This window comes from Pigmentiphaga sp. GD03639, assembly GCF_029845405.1.
Taxonomy (GTDB): Bacteria; Pseudomonadota; Gammaproteobacteria; order Burkholderiales; family Burkholderiaceae_B; genus Pigmentiphaga; species Pigmentiphaga daeguensis.
On record NZ_JAOCLR010000010.1, the window covers coordinates 17174 to 36080 of the forward strand.

Consider the following 18907-nt stretch of genomic DNA (forward strand, 5'->3'; position numbering starts at 1 on the left):
CGTGAAGCCCCCATTCATGTCCGGTGATTACCGGCACCGGCGGGGTGCCCGTATGCTGGCCCGATGCCGGGGACGTCCGATTCCCCGGACAACCAGAACGGAGGAGCCATGCATCGCCACCCGCTCATGCCGGCCGCGTGGATCGCGGCCGCGTTCGCCTGTGTCCTGCCGCCGCTGGCCTCGGCCCAGGACATTCCAAGAAAGTCGATCACCATGGTCGTCGGCTTCGCACCCGGGGGCGGCGCCGACACCGCGGCCCGCCTGATTGCCAGGAAGCTGGCGGACAACCTGGGCCGTCCGGTCGTGGTCGAGAACAAGGCCGGCGCGGGCGGCAACATCGCCCACGACCTGGTCGCGCGGGCCGAACCCGACGGCTCCACCATCCTGCTCGGTTCGATCGGTCCGCTGGCCATCGCGCCCCACCTGATGAAGCTGCCCTACGACCCGGTCAAGGACCTGGCGCCCATCACCATGGGCGTCAACTTCCCGAACGTGCTGGTGGCCTACGCCGGCCTGGGCGTCAAGACGCTGAACGACTACATCGAGATGGCCAGGAAGCATCCCGAGAAGATGAGCTACGCTTCGACCGGCGCCGGCTCCGCCTCGCACCTGGCGGGCGAACTGCTCAACCAGCGCGCCGGCGTGAACGTCGTCCACGTGCCCTACAAGGGCGGGGCGCCGGCCATGGTGGACCTGCTGTCGGGACGAGTCGCCTCGTACTACTCCACGCCGTCTTCGGCCCAGCCCCATATCGAGACCGGCAAGGTGGTCGCCATCGCCACGACGGGCTTGAAGCGCCCGGCCTTCATGCCCGACGTGCCGACCATCGCCGAGTCCGGCATTCCCGGCTTCAATGCCACCAACTGGTACGCCTTCGTCGCGCCGGGCAGGACGCCCGCCGGCATACTCGACCGCTGGAACGAGGAAATCTTGAAGGTGCTGAAGGATCCCGACGTGTCGGCCCAGTTGATCAAGCACGGACTGACGCCCGATCCGATGAGCCGCGAAGAACTCGCCAGGTTCATCGCCGACGAGTCGGCCACTTGGGGCGCGATCATCGAAGAGCGCCACATCACCGCGCAGTAGTCTTTTCCTCCCGCGCCGGCGGCCCCTCGCCTGCGCGGCACTCCCCGCTTGCCGTCGGCCCGCGCTCGGCTCATAATAGCTAGTAGTATAGTTTACTATCACATTGAACCGAGCGACCGGGCAGGCACCCGGACGCCCGCGCGTCCAGCGACGACGCATCGAGGAGACAAGCTTGAAACCCAGTCTATCGTGTGGCCTGGTTGCGGCGAGCCTGGCGCTTGCCGGCATCCAGGCCGCTTATGCCGACGACTTCCCCACGCGCCCCATCCGCCTCGTCACGCCCTACCCGGCCGGCCTGACGCCGGACGTCGCCACCCGCATCATGGCCGAGAAACTGGGCAAGCTGTGGGGCAAGCCCATCGTCATCGAGGCCAAGCCGGGCGCCAACGGCTTCCTGGCGCTGGGCGCCGCCAAGCAGGCCGCGCCCGACGGCTACACCCTGCTGGTCGTGGGCGACGCGCACATGACCACCAATCCCAAGCTGCTGGCCTCGGTCCCCTACGACCCGCAGAAGGACTACACGCCGGTGTCGCTGTTCTTCCGTGCGCCCTTCCTGTTCTACACGTCCGCCTCGGCTCCCTATGCATCGATGCGCGACCTGATCGAGGCGGCCCGCAAGGATCCGAAGAAAATCACCTACGGTACGCCCTACGTCGGCAGTCCCGCCCATTTCGGCGGTGCCATCCTGGCCCAGGCCACGCGCACCGAGATGATGCCGGTCCACTACAAGGAAGGCGCGCAGATCTACACGGCGGTCGCCAACGGCGACATCAGCTTCAGCGTGGCCACCATCGGCTCGGGGCTGCCGCTGGTCAAGGCCGGCAAGCTGAAGATGCTGGCCACCGCCTCGCCGCAGCGCCTGGCCGACTATCCGCAGGTTCCCACCGTCAAGGAATCCGGCGGTCCCGACCTGGCCATCGAGACCTGGGTGGGCCTGGTGGCGCCGGCGGGCACGCCCCCGGCCGTGGTGCAGAAGCTCAACGCCGGCATCGCGCAGGTGCTGAAGGATCCGGAACTGATCGAGAAGTTCGCGGCGCTGGGGATCGAGCCCCAGGGCAGCACGCCGACCGAGCTGTCCACGCGCGTGCGCGACGAACTGGCCGAGGTGGAGACACGCATCAAGCGGCTGGGCATCAGCATCGAATAGCCGGACGCGAGCGGCCGGCACGCCAGGCGCCGGCGCTATTTCAGCCGCATGTGCACCCGCACGAAGTCGCTGCGGAACAGGCCCTGGGATTCGTACACCAGGACTTCGTCCTTGTCGAACACCGAGCGGGTGACCACCATGATGGCGGTGTTCACCGGCACGTCCAGCAACTGGGCCACCTCGAAGTCGGCGTTGCTGGCCTGGATGGTCTGCTCGGCCCGGCCGATGCGGTCGCCCGCGTGATTCTGTATCAGCTGCATGGGCACGGGCGAGTTGAACGCCCGCTTGCCGATGGCGCGAAAGATCGTGCGCTCGACGTACGAATCGCCGACGAAGTACGGGATCTGGTTGTGCTTCTGCAGGCGGCGCAGGTGCTGGTAGCCGTCGGACGACAGCGAGCCGCCGTGGTGGTTGATCGATTGGGGCCGCATGACAGTGCTGCTCTCCAGCCATTCGATCTGGATGTCGGGCACGTGGTTGACCAGCGTATCCCAGCTGGTCGGGATATCGTAGAACACCCCGCTTTGCGGGCGGCGCAGGACGAAGGTGCCACGGCCGCGGTAACGGCCGATCAGGCCTTCGGACTCCAGGAAGCCGATGGCATGGCGGATGGTGGCGCGCGCCACGCCTTCTTCGCGGGCCAGTTCGTCCAGCGACGGGATCTGCTGGTCCACCGCCCACTCGCCCGTCTCGATGCGCTTCCTGAAGGACATGACCAGCTTGACGTAGATGGGCGTCCCCACCTGGGCCAGGTTCGCGATGGCGGTCGACGGTGTCGTGCGGGTGGCGCGGGGCGGAGGCAAAGTCATGAGGCGCGATGTGCTGGTTGACTAGCCTTTCATTCTATCAGTGGCCTGTCCCGCCATCGGCGGCGGCGGACGGTAGGCTATAGTCGGTGCTCTTTCCGCAACACGCGCCGTCTTCGCATGAGCCTCGAATCCGTCCGCCATTTCCTGGCCACCCACGCACCCGACATCGCCATCATCGAACTCGAGCACAGCACCGCCACCGTCGAACTGGCCGCGCAGCACCATGGCGTCGCGCCTGGCCAGATCGCCAAGACGCTGTCGCTGCGGGCGGGCGACCGCGAGGTGCTGGTCGTGACACGCGGCGACGCCAGGCTGGACAACAAGAAGGCCAAGGCCGTGTTCGGCGGCCGCGTGAAAATGCTGCCGGCCGACGAAGTGGTGGCCGTGACCGGACACCCGGTGGGAGGCGTCTGCCCGTTCGGCCTGGCCACGCCGCTGCCCGTGTATTGCGATGTCTCGCTGCGGGCCTACGACGAAGTGCTGCCCGCCGCCGGTTCCACGCACAGCGCGGTGCGCATCGCGCCCCGGCGCCTGGCCGAGCTGGTCGGCGCGCAATGGGTGGATGTCAGCCAGGAAGCGGCCTGAGGCGCGTCTACGGCCTGAGGCGCGTCTATTTCAGGTCGGTGTGGATCTCGACGAAATCGCCGCGGAAGATGCCCAGCGATTCATAGACCAGGACGCCGTCGCGATCCAGCACCGACCGCGTCACCTGGATGACCGGCGCGCCCGAAGTCAGGTCGAGCAGGCGGGCGGTGTCCAGGTCGGCCACGCTGGCGCGCACGGTCTGCTCGGCATGGCCGACGCCGCCCGGCAGGCGAGCGTCCAGGATCTTCAGCGGGATGGGCTTGGCCAGCACGTCGGCGCCGAAGGCGGCGTAGACATTCTTTTCGATGTAGGTATGGCCGATGCCGTAGGGAATGTGGTGGCGCAGCAGGCGCCGCTTGAGGGCCTGATAAGACTCGCCCAGCGCGGCGCCGGCGTGCACCGAGGCGGGCGGCTGCGCGCATTCGTGGCTTTCCAGCCACTCGACCTCGATGTCGGGCTGCGGCCCGGTAAGCTCGTCCCAGTTCATCGGGATGCGATACCAGATGTTGGACTGGGGACGCGCCGTGACGAAGGTGCCGCGGCCGCGGAAGCGGCCGATCAGCCCCTCGGCCTCGAGCATGCCCAGCGCATGCCGCACCGTGACCCGGCCCACGTCGAATTCCTCCATCAGCTCGTCCAGCGACGGAATGCACTCGTTCAGCGGCCAGACGCCGTTCTCGATGCGCTGGCGGAACAGCGCGAAGAGCTGCGCGTACATCGGCAGCCCGCCGCGCGGGCCGGTGTTGCCGGCACGCGCGGAAGTATCGGAAGCGTCGGTCGTGCGTCGTGCGGATGCCATGGAGCGAATCACCTGCGGCGGATGGCCAGTCTCGCGCCCCGGGGCGCAAACGCATATTGTGCCGGGGCGCGGCGGGCGCTGGCAATCGAGCCGGCCGGTCACGGCGCCAGCGCGATCACGTCCAGCGCGTAGTGGGCGTTGCCGCCGGGCGCGCCGTTGGCATCCGCGATGCCCACGGCGATGCGGGCGGGCGGATCCTGCGGAAAGAACTCCATCCATGCCTGGTGGAAGGCCTTGCGCTTGTCCAGGTCGTGCAGATAGAGCGTGACCTTCACCACGTGCCTGAGCGTCGCGCCGGACGCTGCCAGCACCGCCTGGACGTTGCGCAGCGCCTGGCAGGCCTGTTCGTAGGGATCGTCGGGCATGCGGTCGGTGGCCGGGTCGCGGCCGCGTATGGCCGACAGGAACAGGAAGCCCCCGGCCCGCACGCCGGGCACCATGCCCGGCATGCGATCGGGCGCGTCCGGCGACTGCGGCATGCTCGCCCTATCCATGCAGGAACTCCCGGATGATGGCGGCGGCGCGGTCCGGCGCGTCGGTCTGCACCTGGTGGCCGGCCCCGGGCACCCATTCGATGCGCGCGTCGGGCAGCATCTCGGCCAGCGCGCGGCCGGTGGCGGGCACGGCGAAGGTATCTTCCTCGCCCCACAGGATCAGGGTGGGAATGCGGCGCGTCAGCGCGGGCAGCGCTTCCTGCCATTGGGTCTGCAGCTTGAGCACCGGGTCGTTGCGCACGAAGTCTATGCCCTGCGCCATGCGCTGGAAGGCCTCGAACGCGCCGGGCCGCGTGGCGGCGCGCTGGCGATCGTCGATGAGCGCGTCGGTGATGCGCGACTTGTCGATGATCAGGGCCTCCAGCAGGCGCTTCATGCCCGCGCGCGAACCGTCATAGCCCATCAGCGCATGCATGGCCTCGTTCGGCGCCTGCTTGATGCCCATGGAGCCGGCAATGGTGAGCGAAGACACGATGACGAGTTTTTCGACCCGGTCCGGATGCAGCATGGCGTAGTACACGCCCGACCACGCGCCCTGCGAATTGCCCAGCACCGAGAACTTGTCCAGGCACAGCGCGTCGACGAAATCGGCGGTATGGGCTGCGCGGCTGATCAGCCCGTAGGGCGTGGGCGCCTGGGTATCGGTCAATCCGAAGCCGCCGATGGAATCGGGCGCGACCACGCGAAAGTCCTTGCCCAGCAGCGGCAGCACGAGCCCCATGCCCGATGCGCCGGACGAACCCGCGCCGCCGCCGTGCAACGCCACCAGCGTGGGTCCCTGGTCGCCGGCTTCCGCGTAGTGCGTGCGCACGCCGTTGGCCAGTACCCAGCGTGAACGAATTGCCGTGTCATTCATGATCGATGTCTCCAGTCGAAGAGGTGGACCCCGCCGGTCGCGGGGTCCGCTTGCTCAGTTGCCGTGCCGCGGCAGCAGGCCGCGGTCGTGGTAGGCCTGCACGTAGGGCAGTCCCAGGGTGCCGGCGAAATTGCGGATCAACAGCGGATGCACGCCCCACTCGTACAAGGTCGCGAGATCGCGTTCGCGCAGGGCGCGCCGTTCCTCGTCGTCCAGCGCATGGCCATCGAAGGCGTGCTCGGCACCGGCCTTGAGCGCTTCCTGCAGCGCCGGCTCCTTGTCGAAGCGGAACAGGTAGCGCTCCAGCGCGTGCCTGTCGCGGCCCGCCCCGGCGGCCTGCGCAGGCAGGGTTTCACCCGCCTGCCCCGGAGGCAGCAGCAGTTCGGTCACGCCTATCCCGGTCACCCAGGCCTGCACCGGCTCGTAGGCCGCCACGCGCGCGCCCGTGGCCCGGGCCGTGCCGGCGGCCAGCAGCCAGTTGCGGATCTCGGCCGCACCGTTGCCGGCGCTGCGCACCACCTCGGCCGCGTCCCAGCCGGCGATCTCGTCGAACCGGCCGGCGGCGAAGCCTTCCAGGAAGCGTCGGTCGAAGTCGCGGTTGATGTGTCCGGTCTCGGGCATGCCAACCCAGTGGCTCAGGCCGCCGGTGCCCAGCACCGCCACGCGCGGCGCCAGGTCCTGCGCGCGCAGCACGTCGCCCAGCACGCGGCCGAAGGCCAGGCAGCGGTCCAGGCGCGGCAGCGGTTCGATGGTGCAGTTCACGTACACCGGCAGCACCGGCGCGTCCCAGCCGGCCAGCAGCAATTGCAGCGGACACGAGAAGCTGTGGTCCAGCGGCAGGCCGCGCGCGCCGGCCGCGTCGAAGCCGGCGGCCACCATGCCCGCGTGCACCGCTTCGCCCAGGCCCGCCACGCCGGTGTAGTCCCGCCTGGGTACGCCGAACTCCCCATGCCCCGGGAAGGCCGCGCCGGTACCGATGGCGAACACCGGCAGCGCTGCCTGGTCGAAGGTCAGGAAATGGTCGGTGGCGACGACCACGAGCACGTCCGGGCGCGCCTCCTTGAGCGAGACGGACAGGGCCGAGAAGGCCTGGAACACCCGGTCGGCGCGCGCCAGGTCGTCCGGGTCGCCCTTGGGCGCGCGCATCATGGCGCCGGTGTGGGCCGTGGCGGCGGCCCAGACGATCTCGCCCATCAGCTATCCCCGGCGTCCAGATGACGATGCAGGAAGCCCACGAAGCGCTCGTAGGTCAGCGCGGCGGCCTCGGGCGAATAGCGCTCCAGCGTGCTGTCCATGTACGCATGGCGCGCGCCGGGATAGACATGGAAATCGATGGGCGCGGGCGCCCGCGCTTCCAGCGCTTCCTTCAACGCCAGGGTCTGGTCCATGGGAATGGCTTCGTCGGCCTCGCCGAAGTGCAATTGCATGGGCGCCTGGATGCGCGGCGCCAGGGCGATGCGCGAACGGTCCCGGCCGTCGGGCGAATAGGCGGCCGGCACCACCGGCAGCGCGTACAGCACCACCGAGCAGGCCAGGTCGCGCGTGCCGGCCGCCCAGGCCAGCACCGTGCCGCCGCCCAGGCAGTAGCCCAGGGCGCCGACGCACCCCACCCGGGGCTGCGCGCGCAGCCACTCCAGCGCCGCCTGGCAATCGGGCACCACGACCTCGTCGCGCGCGGCGATGAAAGCCTTGCTGCGCCGCTCCTCGGCGGTGGTGTAGTCCTGCGGCGGGCGGCCGCCGATGCGGCTGTACGGATCCACGGTCAGGACGATGAAGCCCTCGGCCGCCAGGCGCCGCGTTTCCTCCTGGCGATGCTCGGTCACCCCCAGGTTCTCGGGCGCGCAGACCACCGCGCCCAGCACGTCGTCGCCGTCGGGCTCGGCCAGGTAGCCCCGCACCTCGTCGGCGCCGCTGGGAAAGGCCACCCAGCGGCCATGGCTGGTTCGCTTGTTCATGGATGCCTCCTTCAGGCCGCGACCTGGATGTCGAACAGGGATGCCTCGCCCTTGCGGCGCACCTCGACGTCGAGCAGCGTGGCGCAATGCGGGCAGGCGTGCTGGACGACCTCGAGGTCGTGGTGGATGCGCACGCGCGGGCCCAGGTCCTCGGGGGTGGCGAGGTGGTGGCGCGCGTAGTCCTTCCAGTTCTCCGCCGCCGGCGCGATGGCCGTGTCGCAACTGTTGCAGACCAGGTAGGGCGTGCCGGACGCGCGCACGATGCGCGCCACGTCGCCGACGATGGCCACCGGCTCGGCCTGCTCCGTGCGCGGTGCGGCGGCCAACGCCTTGCCGGCCGGCCACGCCAGCCTGCGCTGGCGGATCGCGGCGCGCGCGGCGGCGGTGGCGGCTTCGTCCAGGGCGCCGCCCTTCGTCACCACGCCGAAGATGCGTTCGGCCACCTGGGCCGAGAAGGCCCCGGCCGCGACATCGGCGGCCACGCTGCCGGCCGGCCGCCCCAGCGGATCGCCCCAGCCGCCGCCGGCGGTGGGATTGCACTCGTACACGTCATCCTTGCCGAACTCGAACTCGGGCGGCTTGGCGTTGAACTCGACCTCCTCGCCCTGCAGCCCGTCCATGCGGTCGGGGAACACGCCGTCGGCCAGCAACTGGCGGATGTTGCTGTGGCGCAGGAAGCGGCGATGATTGCAGCCGCTGGGATAGCCGCCGAACAGGCCACGCGAGGTGGGCGACTGGTAGCCGTGGCAGGCCACCAGCGATTCGACCTCGTCCACGCCGTGCAGCACGAAGGCCGCCCCGGCGGCCTGGCCGCCCACGTTGCGGCCGGCCCCCGAGCTGTCGGTGATGATGCGGCGATACATGTACAGCACCGGCAGCTTCAGTTCCGTGGTCTCGACGTTGGGCGCGCGGCCCGCGGTGATGTTGCGCTGGCCCGAGACGCTCACGCCGTCGCGGTGCGCATAGGCGCCGCCGCCCGACAGCATCACTTCCAGGATGGGCGCGGTGGCCGGTTCGCCGTACTGGTTGCGGCCGTGGATGTGGAACAGGTCCGGTCCGCTGGCCGGCGACGACTGCGCCTCGGCCAGGTAGTCCGGATGCGTGGCCATCAGCTTGGAGATGACCTCGGTGGTGGTGACCTCGACCAGCCACATCGCGCCCAGCGGTCCCTGGCTGCACGGCGCGGGGAACTTGCACGAGACGATGGAACCTTCGGTGGACAGCACCTCCAGCGGCCGCAGGAGGCCCTCGTTCCACGGCAGGTCGTAGGCGATGACCGGCAGGATGCCGGCGTAGACCCCGGCCAGGAGGCCCGTGCGCGTCGCGTTGACGAAGCCCGGCGCCTGCGGGTCGGACCCGGTGTAGTCGAACACGATGCGGTCGCCCTGCTTGCGCAGTTCGACGTGGATCTTGTAGATCTTGTTGTCGAAACCGTCGTGGTCCAGGAAGGCCTGGGCGCGGAACACGCCGTCGGGCAGCTCCTTCAGGCGCTTGCGCATCTTGGTCTCGGACAGGCTCATCATGCCGTCCATGACCGTCAGCACCGTGTCCACGCCGTACTTGGCGATGGTGTCGAGCAGGCTCTTCACGCCGATGTTGTTGGCCGCCATCAGCCCCTTCAGGTCCAGGCTGATGTTGGTGGGCAGGCGCGACATGCCGGTGATGAAATTCAACACGTCGCTGCGCAGCTCGCCGCGATCGATGATCTTGACCGGCGGGATCAGCATGCCTTCCTGGCGGATGTCCTTGGCCATGGAGGCGAAGCTGCCCGGCACCATGCCGCCCACGTCCAGCTGGTGGGCGCAGGCTCCGGTCCAGCCGATGCGCTTGCCGTCGACGAAGATGGGCGCCAGCACGCCCACGTCCGGGCAGTGCAGCGCGCCCTTGTGCGGGTGGTTGACGATGAACATGTCGCCCGGATTGATGCCGACGGTGTCCTCGCAATCCTCGATCACGTGCTTGACCATCAGCGACAGCGAGGCCGCGTGGAAGGTCACCGTCTTGCCCATGGTGACCACTTCGCCGAAGGCGCGGTAGAGGCCGGTGTTGAAATCGGTCGCCTCGTTCACCAGCGCCGATCCCGACACCGAGGCCAGCGTGGCCGCCTGTTCGTCGGTGATCGACAGCAGCCGGTGGCGGATCACCTCGAAGGTGATCGGGTCGACCTCCTTGGCCGTGTATTCGTAGACCTGATGCATGCTCGTCTCGATAGCGTTATTGGTTGCGCGCGATGGAAATCACGAAGTTGCCGTAGGGCTCCATTTCGACCGACTGGTCCGGGCCGACGACGATGGTGGTGTCGGGCCGCTCGATGATGCAGGGGCCCGCGATGGCACGGCCGGGGCCCACGTCCTCGCTGCGGTAGATGTCGGCGCGGATGAAGCCGTGGCCGTAGAAATAGACCTGCCGGTCGGACACCGGCCGGTTCGAACGGCCGGCGCCGTCGACCTGGCGCGCTGCCGGCTTGATGACCGGGGACGTGCCCTCGACCCGCACCACGGTGAACTCCACGCCCGAGCTGCGCAGCGCGGTGTTCTTGCCGTAGATGCGCTCGTACTGCGCCTCGAAGGCATCCACCAGCGCATCCACGTCGGCGGCCTGGAGCTGGCCGGCCGGCACCTCGACGCCGATCTCGTGTACCTGCTGGCGGAAACGCATGCCGATGTAGCGGTGGATAGTGACGTCGTCGCCCAGCGCCTCGCGCGCGCGGGCCTCGATCTGGCCGAAGCCCTCGTTCAGGGCCGCGATTTCGATGTGCTCGGATGCCCGCTTGAAACGCGCCGGCGCGTGCTGGCCCACCGCCAGCGAGAACGAGCGGTGGCGGTCGCCCGTGACCGTGCCGTAGGCCGAATGCGCCGGCCCGGTGTTGGGTACGACCACCTTGCCGATGCCGGCCACCTCGGCGTACTGGTGCGCATGCGTGGCGCCCGCGCCGCCGTAGGCCATCAGCACGAAGTCGCGCGGATCGTAGCCCGCGCGCAGCGTGACCCGGCGCAGCAGGTCCGCCATCTGGTTGTTGGCGACCTCGCGGATGCCCGCGGCGGCCTCTTCCACGCTCATGCCCAGCGGCTCGGCCACGTACTTGCGCACGGCCTGGCGCGCGGCCTCGACGTCCAGCGCCATGCGACCGCCCAGGAAGTAGCGCGGATCGATGATGCCCAGCACCACGTCGGCGTCGGTGATGGTCGGCTCGACCCCGCCGCGGCCGTAGCACGCCGGCCCCGGCGTGGAGCCCGCGCTTTCCGGGCCCACCGTCAGGTGGCCGTCGCGCACGCGGGCGATCGAGCCCCCGCCCGCACCGATGGCCGTGACCTTGATCGACGGCAGCGCCACGTGGAATCGGCCCACTTCGCGCACCGTTTCCAGCAACGGCTGGCCATCCACGATCAGGCCCACGTCGAAGCTGGTGCCGCCCATGTCGGCCGTCAGCACGTTGCGATAGCCCAGCAGGTCGCCCAGCTTCTGCGAGGCCAGCACGCCGCCGGCCGGGCCCGAGGTCAGCAGGTTGGCCGCCTGGAACGCCGCCTCGGCCGCGGGCAGCACGCCGCCACCCGACTCCATGATGGAGATCGGTCCCTGGAAGCCGAAGCGCCGGATCGCCCCTTCCAGCCCGTTGATGTAGCGATGGATGACCGGGCCGAGGTAGGCGTTGATCGACGTGGTCGACGTGCGCTCGTATTCGCCGATGATGGGCACCAGCAGCGAGGACGTCGTCACGAACAGCCCCGGCGCCTCTTCTTCCACCAGTTCGGCCAGGCGCCGCTCGTGCGCCGGATTGCGGAACGACCACAGCAGGCTGATGGCGATGGCCTCGACGCCCGCGTCGCGCAGCTCGCGTATGGCCTGGCGCGCCGCCGCCTCGTCCAGCGGCACGATGACCTCGCCCTTGTAGTCCACGCGCTCGACCACGCCCTTGATCAGGTCCTGCGGCACGATGGGCTCGGGCACGCGGCGCTTGGAAAAGTGCGAGATCTCGTGCGTGGGCATGCCGATCCAGCCGCCCATGGCGCGCTGGATGCGCAGCGTGTCCTCGAAGCCGCGGGTGGTCAGCAGCCCCGTCTTCGCGCCCTTGCGTTCGATGAACGCGTTGGTCGCGGCGGTGGTGCCGTGCGAGAAGTATTTCAGTTCGGCCACCAGCCGATCGGCCGGGATGCCCAGTTCCTCGGCCGCCAGTTTCATGGCGTCCAGCACGCCGCGCGTGCGGTCGTCGGGCGTCGTCAGCGCCTTGAAGATGCGCACGTCGCCGTCGTCGGACAGAAGAACGAGGTCGGTGAACGTCCCTCCGATATCCGTACCTATGTAAGACACGAGTCTTTCCTCCAGATGCCGCCCCAGCGGGCGATCGTTCCCCGGCACACGGCCGCCGCGCGGCCGCGTCCGAATCTGGCGCTATTAGAACCCGAAAAACATTCTATGTATAGAACTATAGAATGTTAAAAGACTAGGTAATTACCCTTTTAGGGCGGCAAGCTGGCGCCGCTCGACGCCCTCGCCGGCTCAGCCTTTCTTCAGCAGCGACTTCAGCCGGTCCAGCCTTTCCTTGGCGCTGAGCCCGGGCGTGGCATCGGCCACTTCGTCGGTCTCGAGCCCCATTTCCTTGATGAAGCGCGAAGGTTCGCGCGCGATGTCCTCGCGGCCGCGCTTGCGCTTCTTGCACCAGGTGACGGTCAGCGTGCGGCGCGCGCGCGTGATGCCGACATACATCAGCCGACGCTCTTCCTGCACTCGCGCTTCCAGCGATTCGGCCGCCTTGGCGGGGTCCCCTTCCTCGTCGTCCTTGCCCAGGTGGGGCAGCAGCCCTTCCTCGGTGCCGACCAGGAACACATGTGGATACTCCAGGCCCTTGGAAGCATGCAGCGTGGACATGCGCACCAGGTCGGGGTCCTCGTCGTCGCTTTTCTCGAGCATGGTGATGAGCGCGATGTGCTGGACCAGGTCCATCAGGCTCATCTTGTCTTCCTCGGCCTTGCGCTTGAGCCAGCCCAGGAGGTCCAGCACCGTCTGCCAGCGGTTCTGTGCGCCGCGCTCGTCGAAGTGGTCGTACAGGTAACGCTCGTACTGGATGGCGCGCACCAGGTCGTCCAGGATCTCGGAGGCGGTCTCGCCCGACGGGGCGGCATCGCCCTTGGCGGCGCCGGCGCGCCACTGCATGCGGTTGATGAACTCGCAGAACTCGCGCAGCGGGCCGAGCTGGCGCGGTTGCAGGCGCTGCTCCAGGCCGGTCTCGAACACGGCGGCGAACAGCGGGATCTCGCGTTCGCCCGCGTAGGTGCCCAGCACTTCCAGGGTCGACTGGCCCACGCCGCGCTTGGGCGTGGTGATGGCGCGGATGAAGGCCGGATCGTCCTCGTCGTTGGCGATCAGGCGCAGGTAGGCCATGATGTCGCGCACCTCGGCCTTGTCGAAGAAGCTCTGCCCGCCCGAGACCATGTACGGGATCTTCAGGTTGCGCAGGGCCTGCTCGAATATGCGCGCCTGGTGGTTGCTGCGGTAGAGGATGGCGAAGTCGCGCCAGTCGGCCTTCAGCTCGAAACGCGCGGCGGAGATGCGCATGGCCACGGATTCGGCCTCGGCCTCTTCATCGTCCATGGGAATGACGCCGATCGGATCGCCCACGCCCAGGTCCGACCACAGCTTCTTGTCGAACAGCTTGGGGTTGTGCCCGATGACGTTGTTGGCCGCCGCCAGGATGCGCTGCATGGAACGGTAGTTCTGCTCGAGCTTGATGACGCGCAGGTTGGGATAGTCGGTGGTGAGCTTGGCCAGGTTCTCGATGGTCGCGCCCCGCCACGCATAAATGGCCTGGTCGTCGTCGCCCACCGCGGTCAGCATCGCGCGCGGTCCGGTCAGCAACTGCACCAGCCGGTACTGGCAGGCGTTGGTGTCCTGGTACTCGTCCACCAGCAGGTAGCGGATGCGCGACTGCCAGCGCTCGCGCGCCTCGGCGTCGGATTCCAGCAGCCGGGCCGGCAGGCGGATCAGGTCGTCGAAATCGACGGACTGGTAGGAACGCAGGGTGGCGTTGTAGCTGCGGTAGACGCGCGCGGCATCGCGCTCGCTCTCGGTGGTGGCCAGGCGCTCGGCCTGGTCGGGCTCGACCAGCGCGTTCTTCCAGAGCGAGATGGCGGTCTGCACGGCACGGATCAGGCCCTTGTCGGTGGTGGCGACCAGTTCCTGCACGATGCCCATGGCGTCGTCCGCCGCCAGGATGGAGAACTGCGGCTTGAGCCCCACCTGCTTGGCTTCCTCGCGCAGCATCTTCACGCCCAGCGAGTGGAAGGTACTGATGGTCAGGCCTTTGATGGCATTGGGCGGCGCGACCGACCCGACCCGCTCGGCCATCTCGCGCGCGGCCTTGTTGGTGAAGGTGAGCGCGGCCACGTTGCGCGCCGAATAGCCGCAGTCGCGCAGCAGGTAGGCGATCTTCTGCGTGATGACGCGGGTCTTGCCGCTGCCGGCCCCGGCCAGCACCAGGCAGGGGCCGTCCAGGTAGCGGACGGCCTCGCGCTGCGCCGGGTTCATGCCGGCGTCGAGCGGGGGCAGCGCGGCCGATGCGCGTCCGTCGGGCTTGTTCAGCCGCGAGTCGGCGCGGTCCATGGCACGGGTCGCGGCGGAAGAGGAAGAGGCAGTCATACGCTAGCTTGGAAATCGATGGCGCGCGGCGGACGGCCGCGCGGACGGTACTCGGGGGCGGACATGGACGGCGGCCAGGGATCGCGCATCAGATCTCCAGCGGATCGACCTCGAGGTGCCAGCGCACCCGGGCGGCCGCCGCCAGGCCGGGCAGCACGCCGGCCCACGCGCGCAGGAAACCCTGCAATGCGGGACGGCTGTCGCTTTCCACCAGCAACTGGGCGCGTTCGACATTGGCCACGCGAACCACGCGCAGCGGTACAGGATCATAGAGCGTAATGCGCGACATATCCGCGGCCTGGGACGAATCGGTCCCATCGCCCCCCTCCGTCCAGGCCCGGGCCTGCGCCAGGAAGGCCTGGGCTTGCGCCAGTTCGCGCGCCTCGGCGGTCAGCAGGGCCTGGTAGGCGAAGGGCGGCAATCCCGCCGATTCCCGTTCGCGCAGCGCGTAGCGCGCGAAGCCCGCGTAATCGTGGCGCACCAGGGCCTGGTACAGCGGCTGCTCGGGATAGCCGGTCTGGATGTAGACCTCGGCGGGCGTGCCGGCGCGGCCGGCGCGGCCCGCCACCTGCATCAGTTGCGCGAACAGGCGCTCGGGCGCGCGGAAGTCGTGCGAGAACAGCATGGCGTCGGCATTGAGCACGCCGACGAAGCCCAGGTTCTGGAAGTCGTGCCCCTTGGCCACCATCTGCGTGCCGACCAGAATGTCGATGTCGCCCGCATGCATGCGGGCGAACAGCTCCTGGGCGCTGCCCTTGCGGCGCGTGCTGTCGGCGTCGATGCGCGCGATGCGCGCGCCGGGGAACAGCTCGCCCAGGTGTTCCTCCAGCCGCTGCGTGCCGCGGCCCATGGGCTGCAGGTCCTGGTTGCCGCAATCCGGGCAGGCCATCGGCACCCGCTGCTGCCAGCCGCAATGATGGCAGCGCAGCTCGTGGCGTCCCGGACCGCCCGGCACGCGCGGCGGCTGGCGGTGCAGCACCATGTAGGCCGAACAGCGCGGGCAGCCGCTGACCCAGCCGCATGCGTCGCAATGCAGGACGGGCGCATAGCCGCGCCGGTTCAGGAAGATCAGCGATTGCTCGCCTTTCTCCAGCCGCTGCGCCACGGCTTGCAGCAGCGGCGGCGCCAGGCCCTGCTGGAGTTTCACGTTGCGGGTGTCGAGCAGCCGGATGCGCGGCGGTTCGGCCGCCAGGGCCCGCTGCGGCAGGGACAGCAGCAGGTAGCGGCCCGTCTGGGCGTGGTGCCAGGTCTCCAGCGATGGCGTGGCCGACCCCAGGATCACCGGCACGCCGCGGTCGCGGGCGCGCCAGATCGCCAGGTCGCGGGCGGAATAGCGCAGCCCTTCCTGCTGCTTGTAGGACGGGTCGTGTTCTTCGTCGACCACGATCAGGCCCAGATCGGGCAATGGCGTGAACAGCGACAGCCGCGTTCCCAGCAGCACGCGGGCCTGTCCCCGCACCGCCCGCAGCCAGGCCTCCAGCCGCTCGCCGTCGGCCAGCCCGCTGTGCAGCACGGCCACCCCGCCCGGCCCCGCGATGGCCTCCAGGCGCCGGCGGAAGACCTGTTCCAGCTGCGGCGTCAGGTTGATCTCGGGCACCAGCAGCATCACCTGCCTGCCTTCGCGCAGGACGCGTTCGGCCACGCGCAGGTAGACCTCGGTCTTGCCACTGCCGGTCACGCCATGCAGCAGGACGGGCTTGAAGCCCGACAGGCCCGACAAGGCGTCCACCGCCTCCTGTTGAGCGGCGTTCAGGGCAGGCGGGGAAACCGGCGGCGCGCTGGGCGTTGCTTCCGGGCTGTCAGTCGTAGAAACGCTAACGTCGGAAGTAAGCGCCCGCTCTTCATCCTCTGCCTGGCTCTTCTTGCGCCGCGTCCGCTTGGGCTTAGCCGCCCGCGCGGCCTTGGCGTCCAGCCGCGCCACCGGCCCGCCACCGGCCCGCAGCCCCTGGTAGGCCGCCGGCTTGCGCAGCGGCCCGGGCAGCGCGGGCAACATGACCTCGCCTAGCGGCCGCTGGTAATAGTCGGCCGCAAAAGCCGCCAACTTCAGCCAATCTTCGGGAAATGGCGGCAGATCGTCCAGCATCTGCACCACGTCCTTGACCTGCTCGACCGCAATCGCCGGCGCCGCGGGGATCTCGATCACGATACCTACCATCTCGCGGCGGCCGAAGGAAACGATCACGCGCTGCCCCACGCGCGCACCGGCCGGCGCTCGGTAGTCGAACAGCCCCGCCAGCGGCACGTCCAGCGCCACGCGTACCCAGGTCGTCCCTTCCTGCCCGCATGACGGCGAGACCAGAGATAGAGGGACGGACGGGGATGTGGACAACTGGTGAACTCCGCTTGAAGACTGCGGCATCCTGGCCGCGGGAACTTAAAGTAAAACCTCTGAATCTTTGCTAACCCCGCCGCTCGACAGGGAATTTTTAATCGGGCCGGAAGCTGTGGATAACTTTGGGGACAACCGGCGCACAATTAAGGTAATAGGACGTAGACGGAAAGTGCTTGCTTTGGGATCTAATGATACAGATCCACAAAAATCCATAAAAATCAAATGCTTACAGCCTACAACCGTGGCCCCGTCGAGCTTGCAAGATACGTTCCCGACAAAAGCCCGAATGTGCATAAGTTGAATCCGGGCTCTGGGCAATACGGGTTAGCACTGCCATTCGCCCCGCTCGGGGACTCGTCCACAAGGAGCGTCTAGGCGCCGGCGCGCTGCCTGCGGCTGTGCTGGTGAACGGCCTCCACCAGCACGTCGACCGCCTCGGGCGGCGTGAACTGCGAGATGCCATGTCCCAGGTTGAAGACATGGCCCGGTCCCGGGCCGTAGCTGTCCAGCGTGCGCGCCACTTCGGCCCGGATGCGGTCCGGTCCGCCGAACAAGGTCATCGGGTCCAGGTTCCCCTGCAAGGCGACGCGATCCCCTACCGCGGCCCGCGCCTTGCCCAGGTTGACGGTCCAGTCCAGGCCGACCGCATCGCAGCCGGACGCGGCGATCTCTTCCAGCCACAGCCCTCCGCCCTTGGTGAACACGATGGCCGGCACCTGCCGGCCTTCATGCTGGCGGACCAGCCCGGCCAGGACCTGCCTGGTATAGGCCAGCGAGAACTCCTGGAACAGCCCGTCGGCCAGTACGCCCCCCCAGCTGTCGAAGATCATGACCGCCTGCGCGCCCGCCTCGATCTGGGCGTTCAGATAAACCGCGACCGCCTGGGCGTTCACCGCCAGGATCCGATGCATGAGGTCGGGCCGGCTGTACATCATGGTCTTGACCGTGCGGTAATCGCTGGACCCGGCGCCTTCCACCATGTAACAGGCCAGGGTCCACGGACTGCCGGAAAAGCCGATCAACGGCACGCGGCCGTGCAAATCCCGCCGGATCTGCCTGACGGCGGCGAACACATAGTCCAACTCGGCCATGTCGGGTACGGCCAGGTTGGCCACGTCGGCCTCGGTGCGCAGCGGACGCGCGAAGCGCGGTCCCTCGCCCGCGGCGAAGTCCAGGCCCAGTCCCATGGCGTCGGGCACGGTCAGGATGTCGGAAAACAGGATGGCCGCGTCCAGCGGAAAGCGCGCCAGCGGCTGGAGCGTGACTTCGGTCGCGTAGTCGGGGTTCTTGGCCAGCCCCAGGAAGGAACCGGCGCGCGCCCGGGTGGCGTTGTATTCGGGCAGGTAGCGGCCGGCCTGCCGCATCAGCCAGACCGGCGTGTATTCGGTTTCCTGGCGCGCGAGAGCCCGCAAAAAGACGTCATTCTGGAGTTTGGGCTCGGACACGGCAGACCTCGGCAAAGAGAAGCCTGGGATTTTACCTGGGTGGCGCTCGGGGCCTAGGCGAACTTCATCAGCAGCAGCCCCGCCACCAGCAGCCCCATGCCGGCCCAGCCGGCGGGCCGGATGTGCTGGCCGAACAGGGCCCGCCCGGCCAGCGCGGTCGCCAGGATGCCCAGCGCCCCCCAGGCGGCGTAGGCCACCGACAGCTCGATGCCCTGCACCGCCACGTACAGGCAGGCGAAGGCGCCGAAGACCAGGGCGATGGACAGCGCCCCGTACCGCTTGCGGGTGAAGCCCCGCGACAGTTTCAGGAAGATGTTGGCCGCCACTTCCAGGGCAGCCGCGATCAGCAGCATGGCCCCGTGGAACCAGGTGAAGGAATCCAGCATGACGCCCCCTTACCGCGAGGCGGCAAGCGCGGGGACGGCGTCCTCGTCCGGGGCGGGCGTCATGCCACGCTTGATCAGAAGGATGCCGCCCAGCACGGCGACAATGCCGGCCGCCTTGGCGGGGCCGATGCTTTCACCGAACCAGGCCAGGCTGACCAGCGTGATCGCCACCAGCCCCACGCCTTCCCAGACCGCGTAGGCCAGGCCCACCGGCACACGTGTCACGGCCAGCGACAACGCGTAGTACGACGCGCCCAGCAGGACGAACATCGCCGCCAGGCCGCCCAGGTGTCCGTGGACGCTGCTCCATTTCATGAAGCTGGTGCCCGCCACCTCGGCAGCGATGGCGATGGCAAGAAAAAACCAATGTCGCATGATGC

Annotated in this window: 16 protein-coding genes; 3 read left to right on the forward strand and 13 right to left on the reverse strand. The window is 68.8% G+C overall.

The window, feature by feature from the left end:
• Positions 1-108: 108 nt before the first annotated feature.
• Positions 109-1086, forward strand: coding sequence for a tripartite tricarboxylate transporter substrate binding protein (locus tag N5K27_RS12835; protein ID WP_279816882.1), 978 nt, complete (start codon positions 109-111; stop codon positions 1084-1086).
• Positions 1087-1258: 172 nt separating this feature from the next.
• On the forward strand, positions 1259-2233 hold the full coding sequence (locus tag N5K27_RS12840) for a tripartite tricarboxylate transporter substrate binding protein (protein ID WP_279816884.1): 975 nt from the start codon (positions 1259-1261) through the stop codon (positions 2231-2233).
• A 35-nt stretch (positions 2234-2268) separates the two neighbouring features.
• Here the strand turns inward: N5K27_RS12840 and N5K27_RS12845 are convergent, their stop codons facing one another.
• Positions 2269-3042 (reverse strand): GntR family transcriptional regulator, encoded by a 774-nt coding sequence (locus N5K27_RS12845; protein WP_087840309.1) that lies wholly within the window; start codon positions 3040-3042, stop codon positions 2269-2271.
• A 117-nt stretch (positions 3043-3159) separates the two neighbouring features.
• Here N5K27_RS12845 and N5K27_RS12850 point away from each other — a divergent pair, with 117 nt between their 5' ends.
• Positions 3160-3627, forward strand: coding sequence for a YbaK/EbsC family protein (locus N5K27_RS12850; protein ID WP_087840310.1), 468 nt, complete (start codon positions 3160-3162; stop codon positions 3625-3627).
• A 25-nt stretch (positions 3628-3652) separates the two neighbouring features.
• Here the strand turns inward: N5K27_RS12850 and N5K27_RS12855 are convergent, their stop codons facing one another.
• The 12 genes from N5K27_RS12855 to N5K27_RS12910 form a co-directional block, all read right to left on the reverse strand.
• A complete protein-coding gene (locus N5K27_RS12855; protein WP_165963235.1) occupies positions 3653-4426 on the reverse strand; it encodes a GntR family transcriptional regulator in 774 nt (257 codons plus the stop codon).
• Positions 4427-4524: 98 nt separating this feature from the next.
• Complete coding sequence (locus N5K27_RS12860) at positions 4525-4920, reverse strand: RidA family protein (RefSeq protein ID WP_279816889.1); 396 nt, start codon at positions 4918-4920, stop codon at positions 4525-4527.
• Positions 4913-5776, reverse strand: coding sequence for an alpha/beta hydrolase (locus N5K27_RS12865; protein WP_087840313.1), 864 nt, complete (start codon positions 5774-5776; stop codon positions 4913-4915). Before N5K27_RS12865 ends, N5K27_RS12860 begins: the two co-directional genes overlap by 8 nt.
• A gap of 54 nt (positions 5777-5830) precedes the next feature.
• The gene (locus N5K27_RS12870) at positions 5831-6970 is read right to left on the reverse strand and encodes a hypothetical protein (protein ID WP_279816893.1); all 1140 of its coding nucleotides are present in this window, start codon (positions 6968-6970) and stop codon (positions 5831-5833) included.
• Positions 6970-7731, reverse strand: a complete 762-nt coding sequence (locus N5K27_RS12875) for a dienelactone hydrolase family protein (RefSeq protein ID WP_279816895.1) — start codon at positions 7729-7731, stop codon at positions 6970-6972. Before N5K27_RS12875 ends, N5K27_RS12870 begins: the two co-directional genes overlap by 1 nt.
• Before the next feature lie 11 nt (positions 7732-7742).
• The gene (locus tag N5K27_RS12880; RefSeq protein WP_279816899.1) at positions 7743-9929 is read right to left on the reverse strand and encodes a hydantoinase B/oxoprolinase family protein; all 2187 of its coding nucleotides are present in this window, start codon (positions 9927-9929) and stop codon (positions 7743-7745) included.
• Positions 9930-9945: 16 nt separating this feature from the next.
• Complete coding sequence (locus N5K27_RS12885) at positions 9946-12039, reverse strand: hydantoinase/oxoprolinase family protein (protein WP_279816902.1); 2094 nt, start codon at positions 12037-12039, stop codon at positions 9946-9948.
• Positions 12040-12228: 189 nt separating this feature from the next.
• Positions 12229-14253 (reverse strand): UvrD-helicase domain-containing protein, encoded by a 2025-nt coding sequence (locus N5K27_RS12890; protein ID WP_132980258.1) that lies wholly within the window; start codon positions 14251-14253, stop codon positions 12229-12231.
• Between the two features lie 199 nt (positions 14254-14452).
• The gene (locus N5K27_RS12895; protein ID WP_279817140.1) at positions 14453-16663 is read right to left on the reverse strand and encodes a primosomal protein N'; all 2211 of its coding nucleotides are present in this window, start codon (positions 16661-16663) and stop codon (positions 14453-14455) included.
• A gap of 404 nt (positions 16664-17067) precedes the next feature.
• Positions 17068-18141: a uroporphyrinogen decarboxylase gene (gene hemE, locus N5K27_RS12900; protein ID WP_087840320.1), complete on the reverse strand. Its 1074-nt coding sequence runs from the start codon at positions 18139-18141 to the stop codon at positions 17068-17070.
• Positions 18142-18194: 53 nt separating this feature from the next.
• Positions 18195-18527 (reverse strand): multidrug/spermidine efflux SMR transporter subunit MdtI, encoded by a 333-nt coding sequence (gene mdtI / locus N5K27_RS12905; protein WP_087840321.1) that lies wholly within the window; start codon positions 18525-18527, stop codon positions 18195-18197.
• 9 nt (positions 18528-18536) lie between these two features.
• Complete coding sequence (locus N5K27_RS12910; RefSeq protein ID WP_279816905.1) at positions 18537-18902, reverse strand: SMR family transporter; 366 nt, start codon at positions 18900-18902, stop codon at positions 18537-18539.
• Positions 18903-18907: the final 5 nt, after the last annotated feature.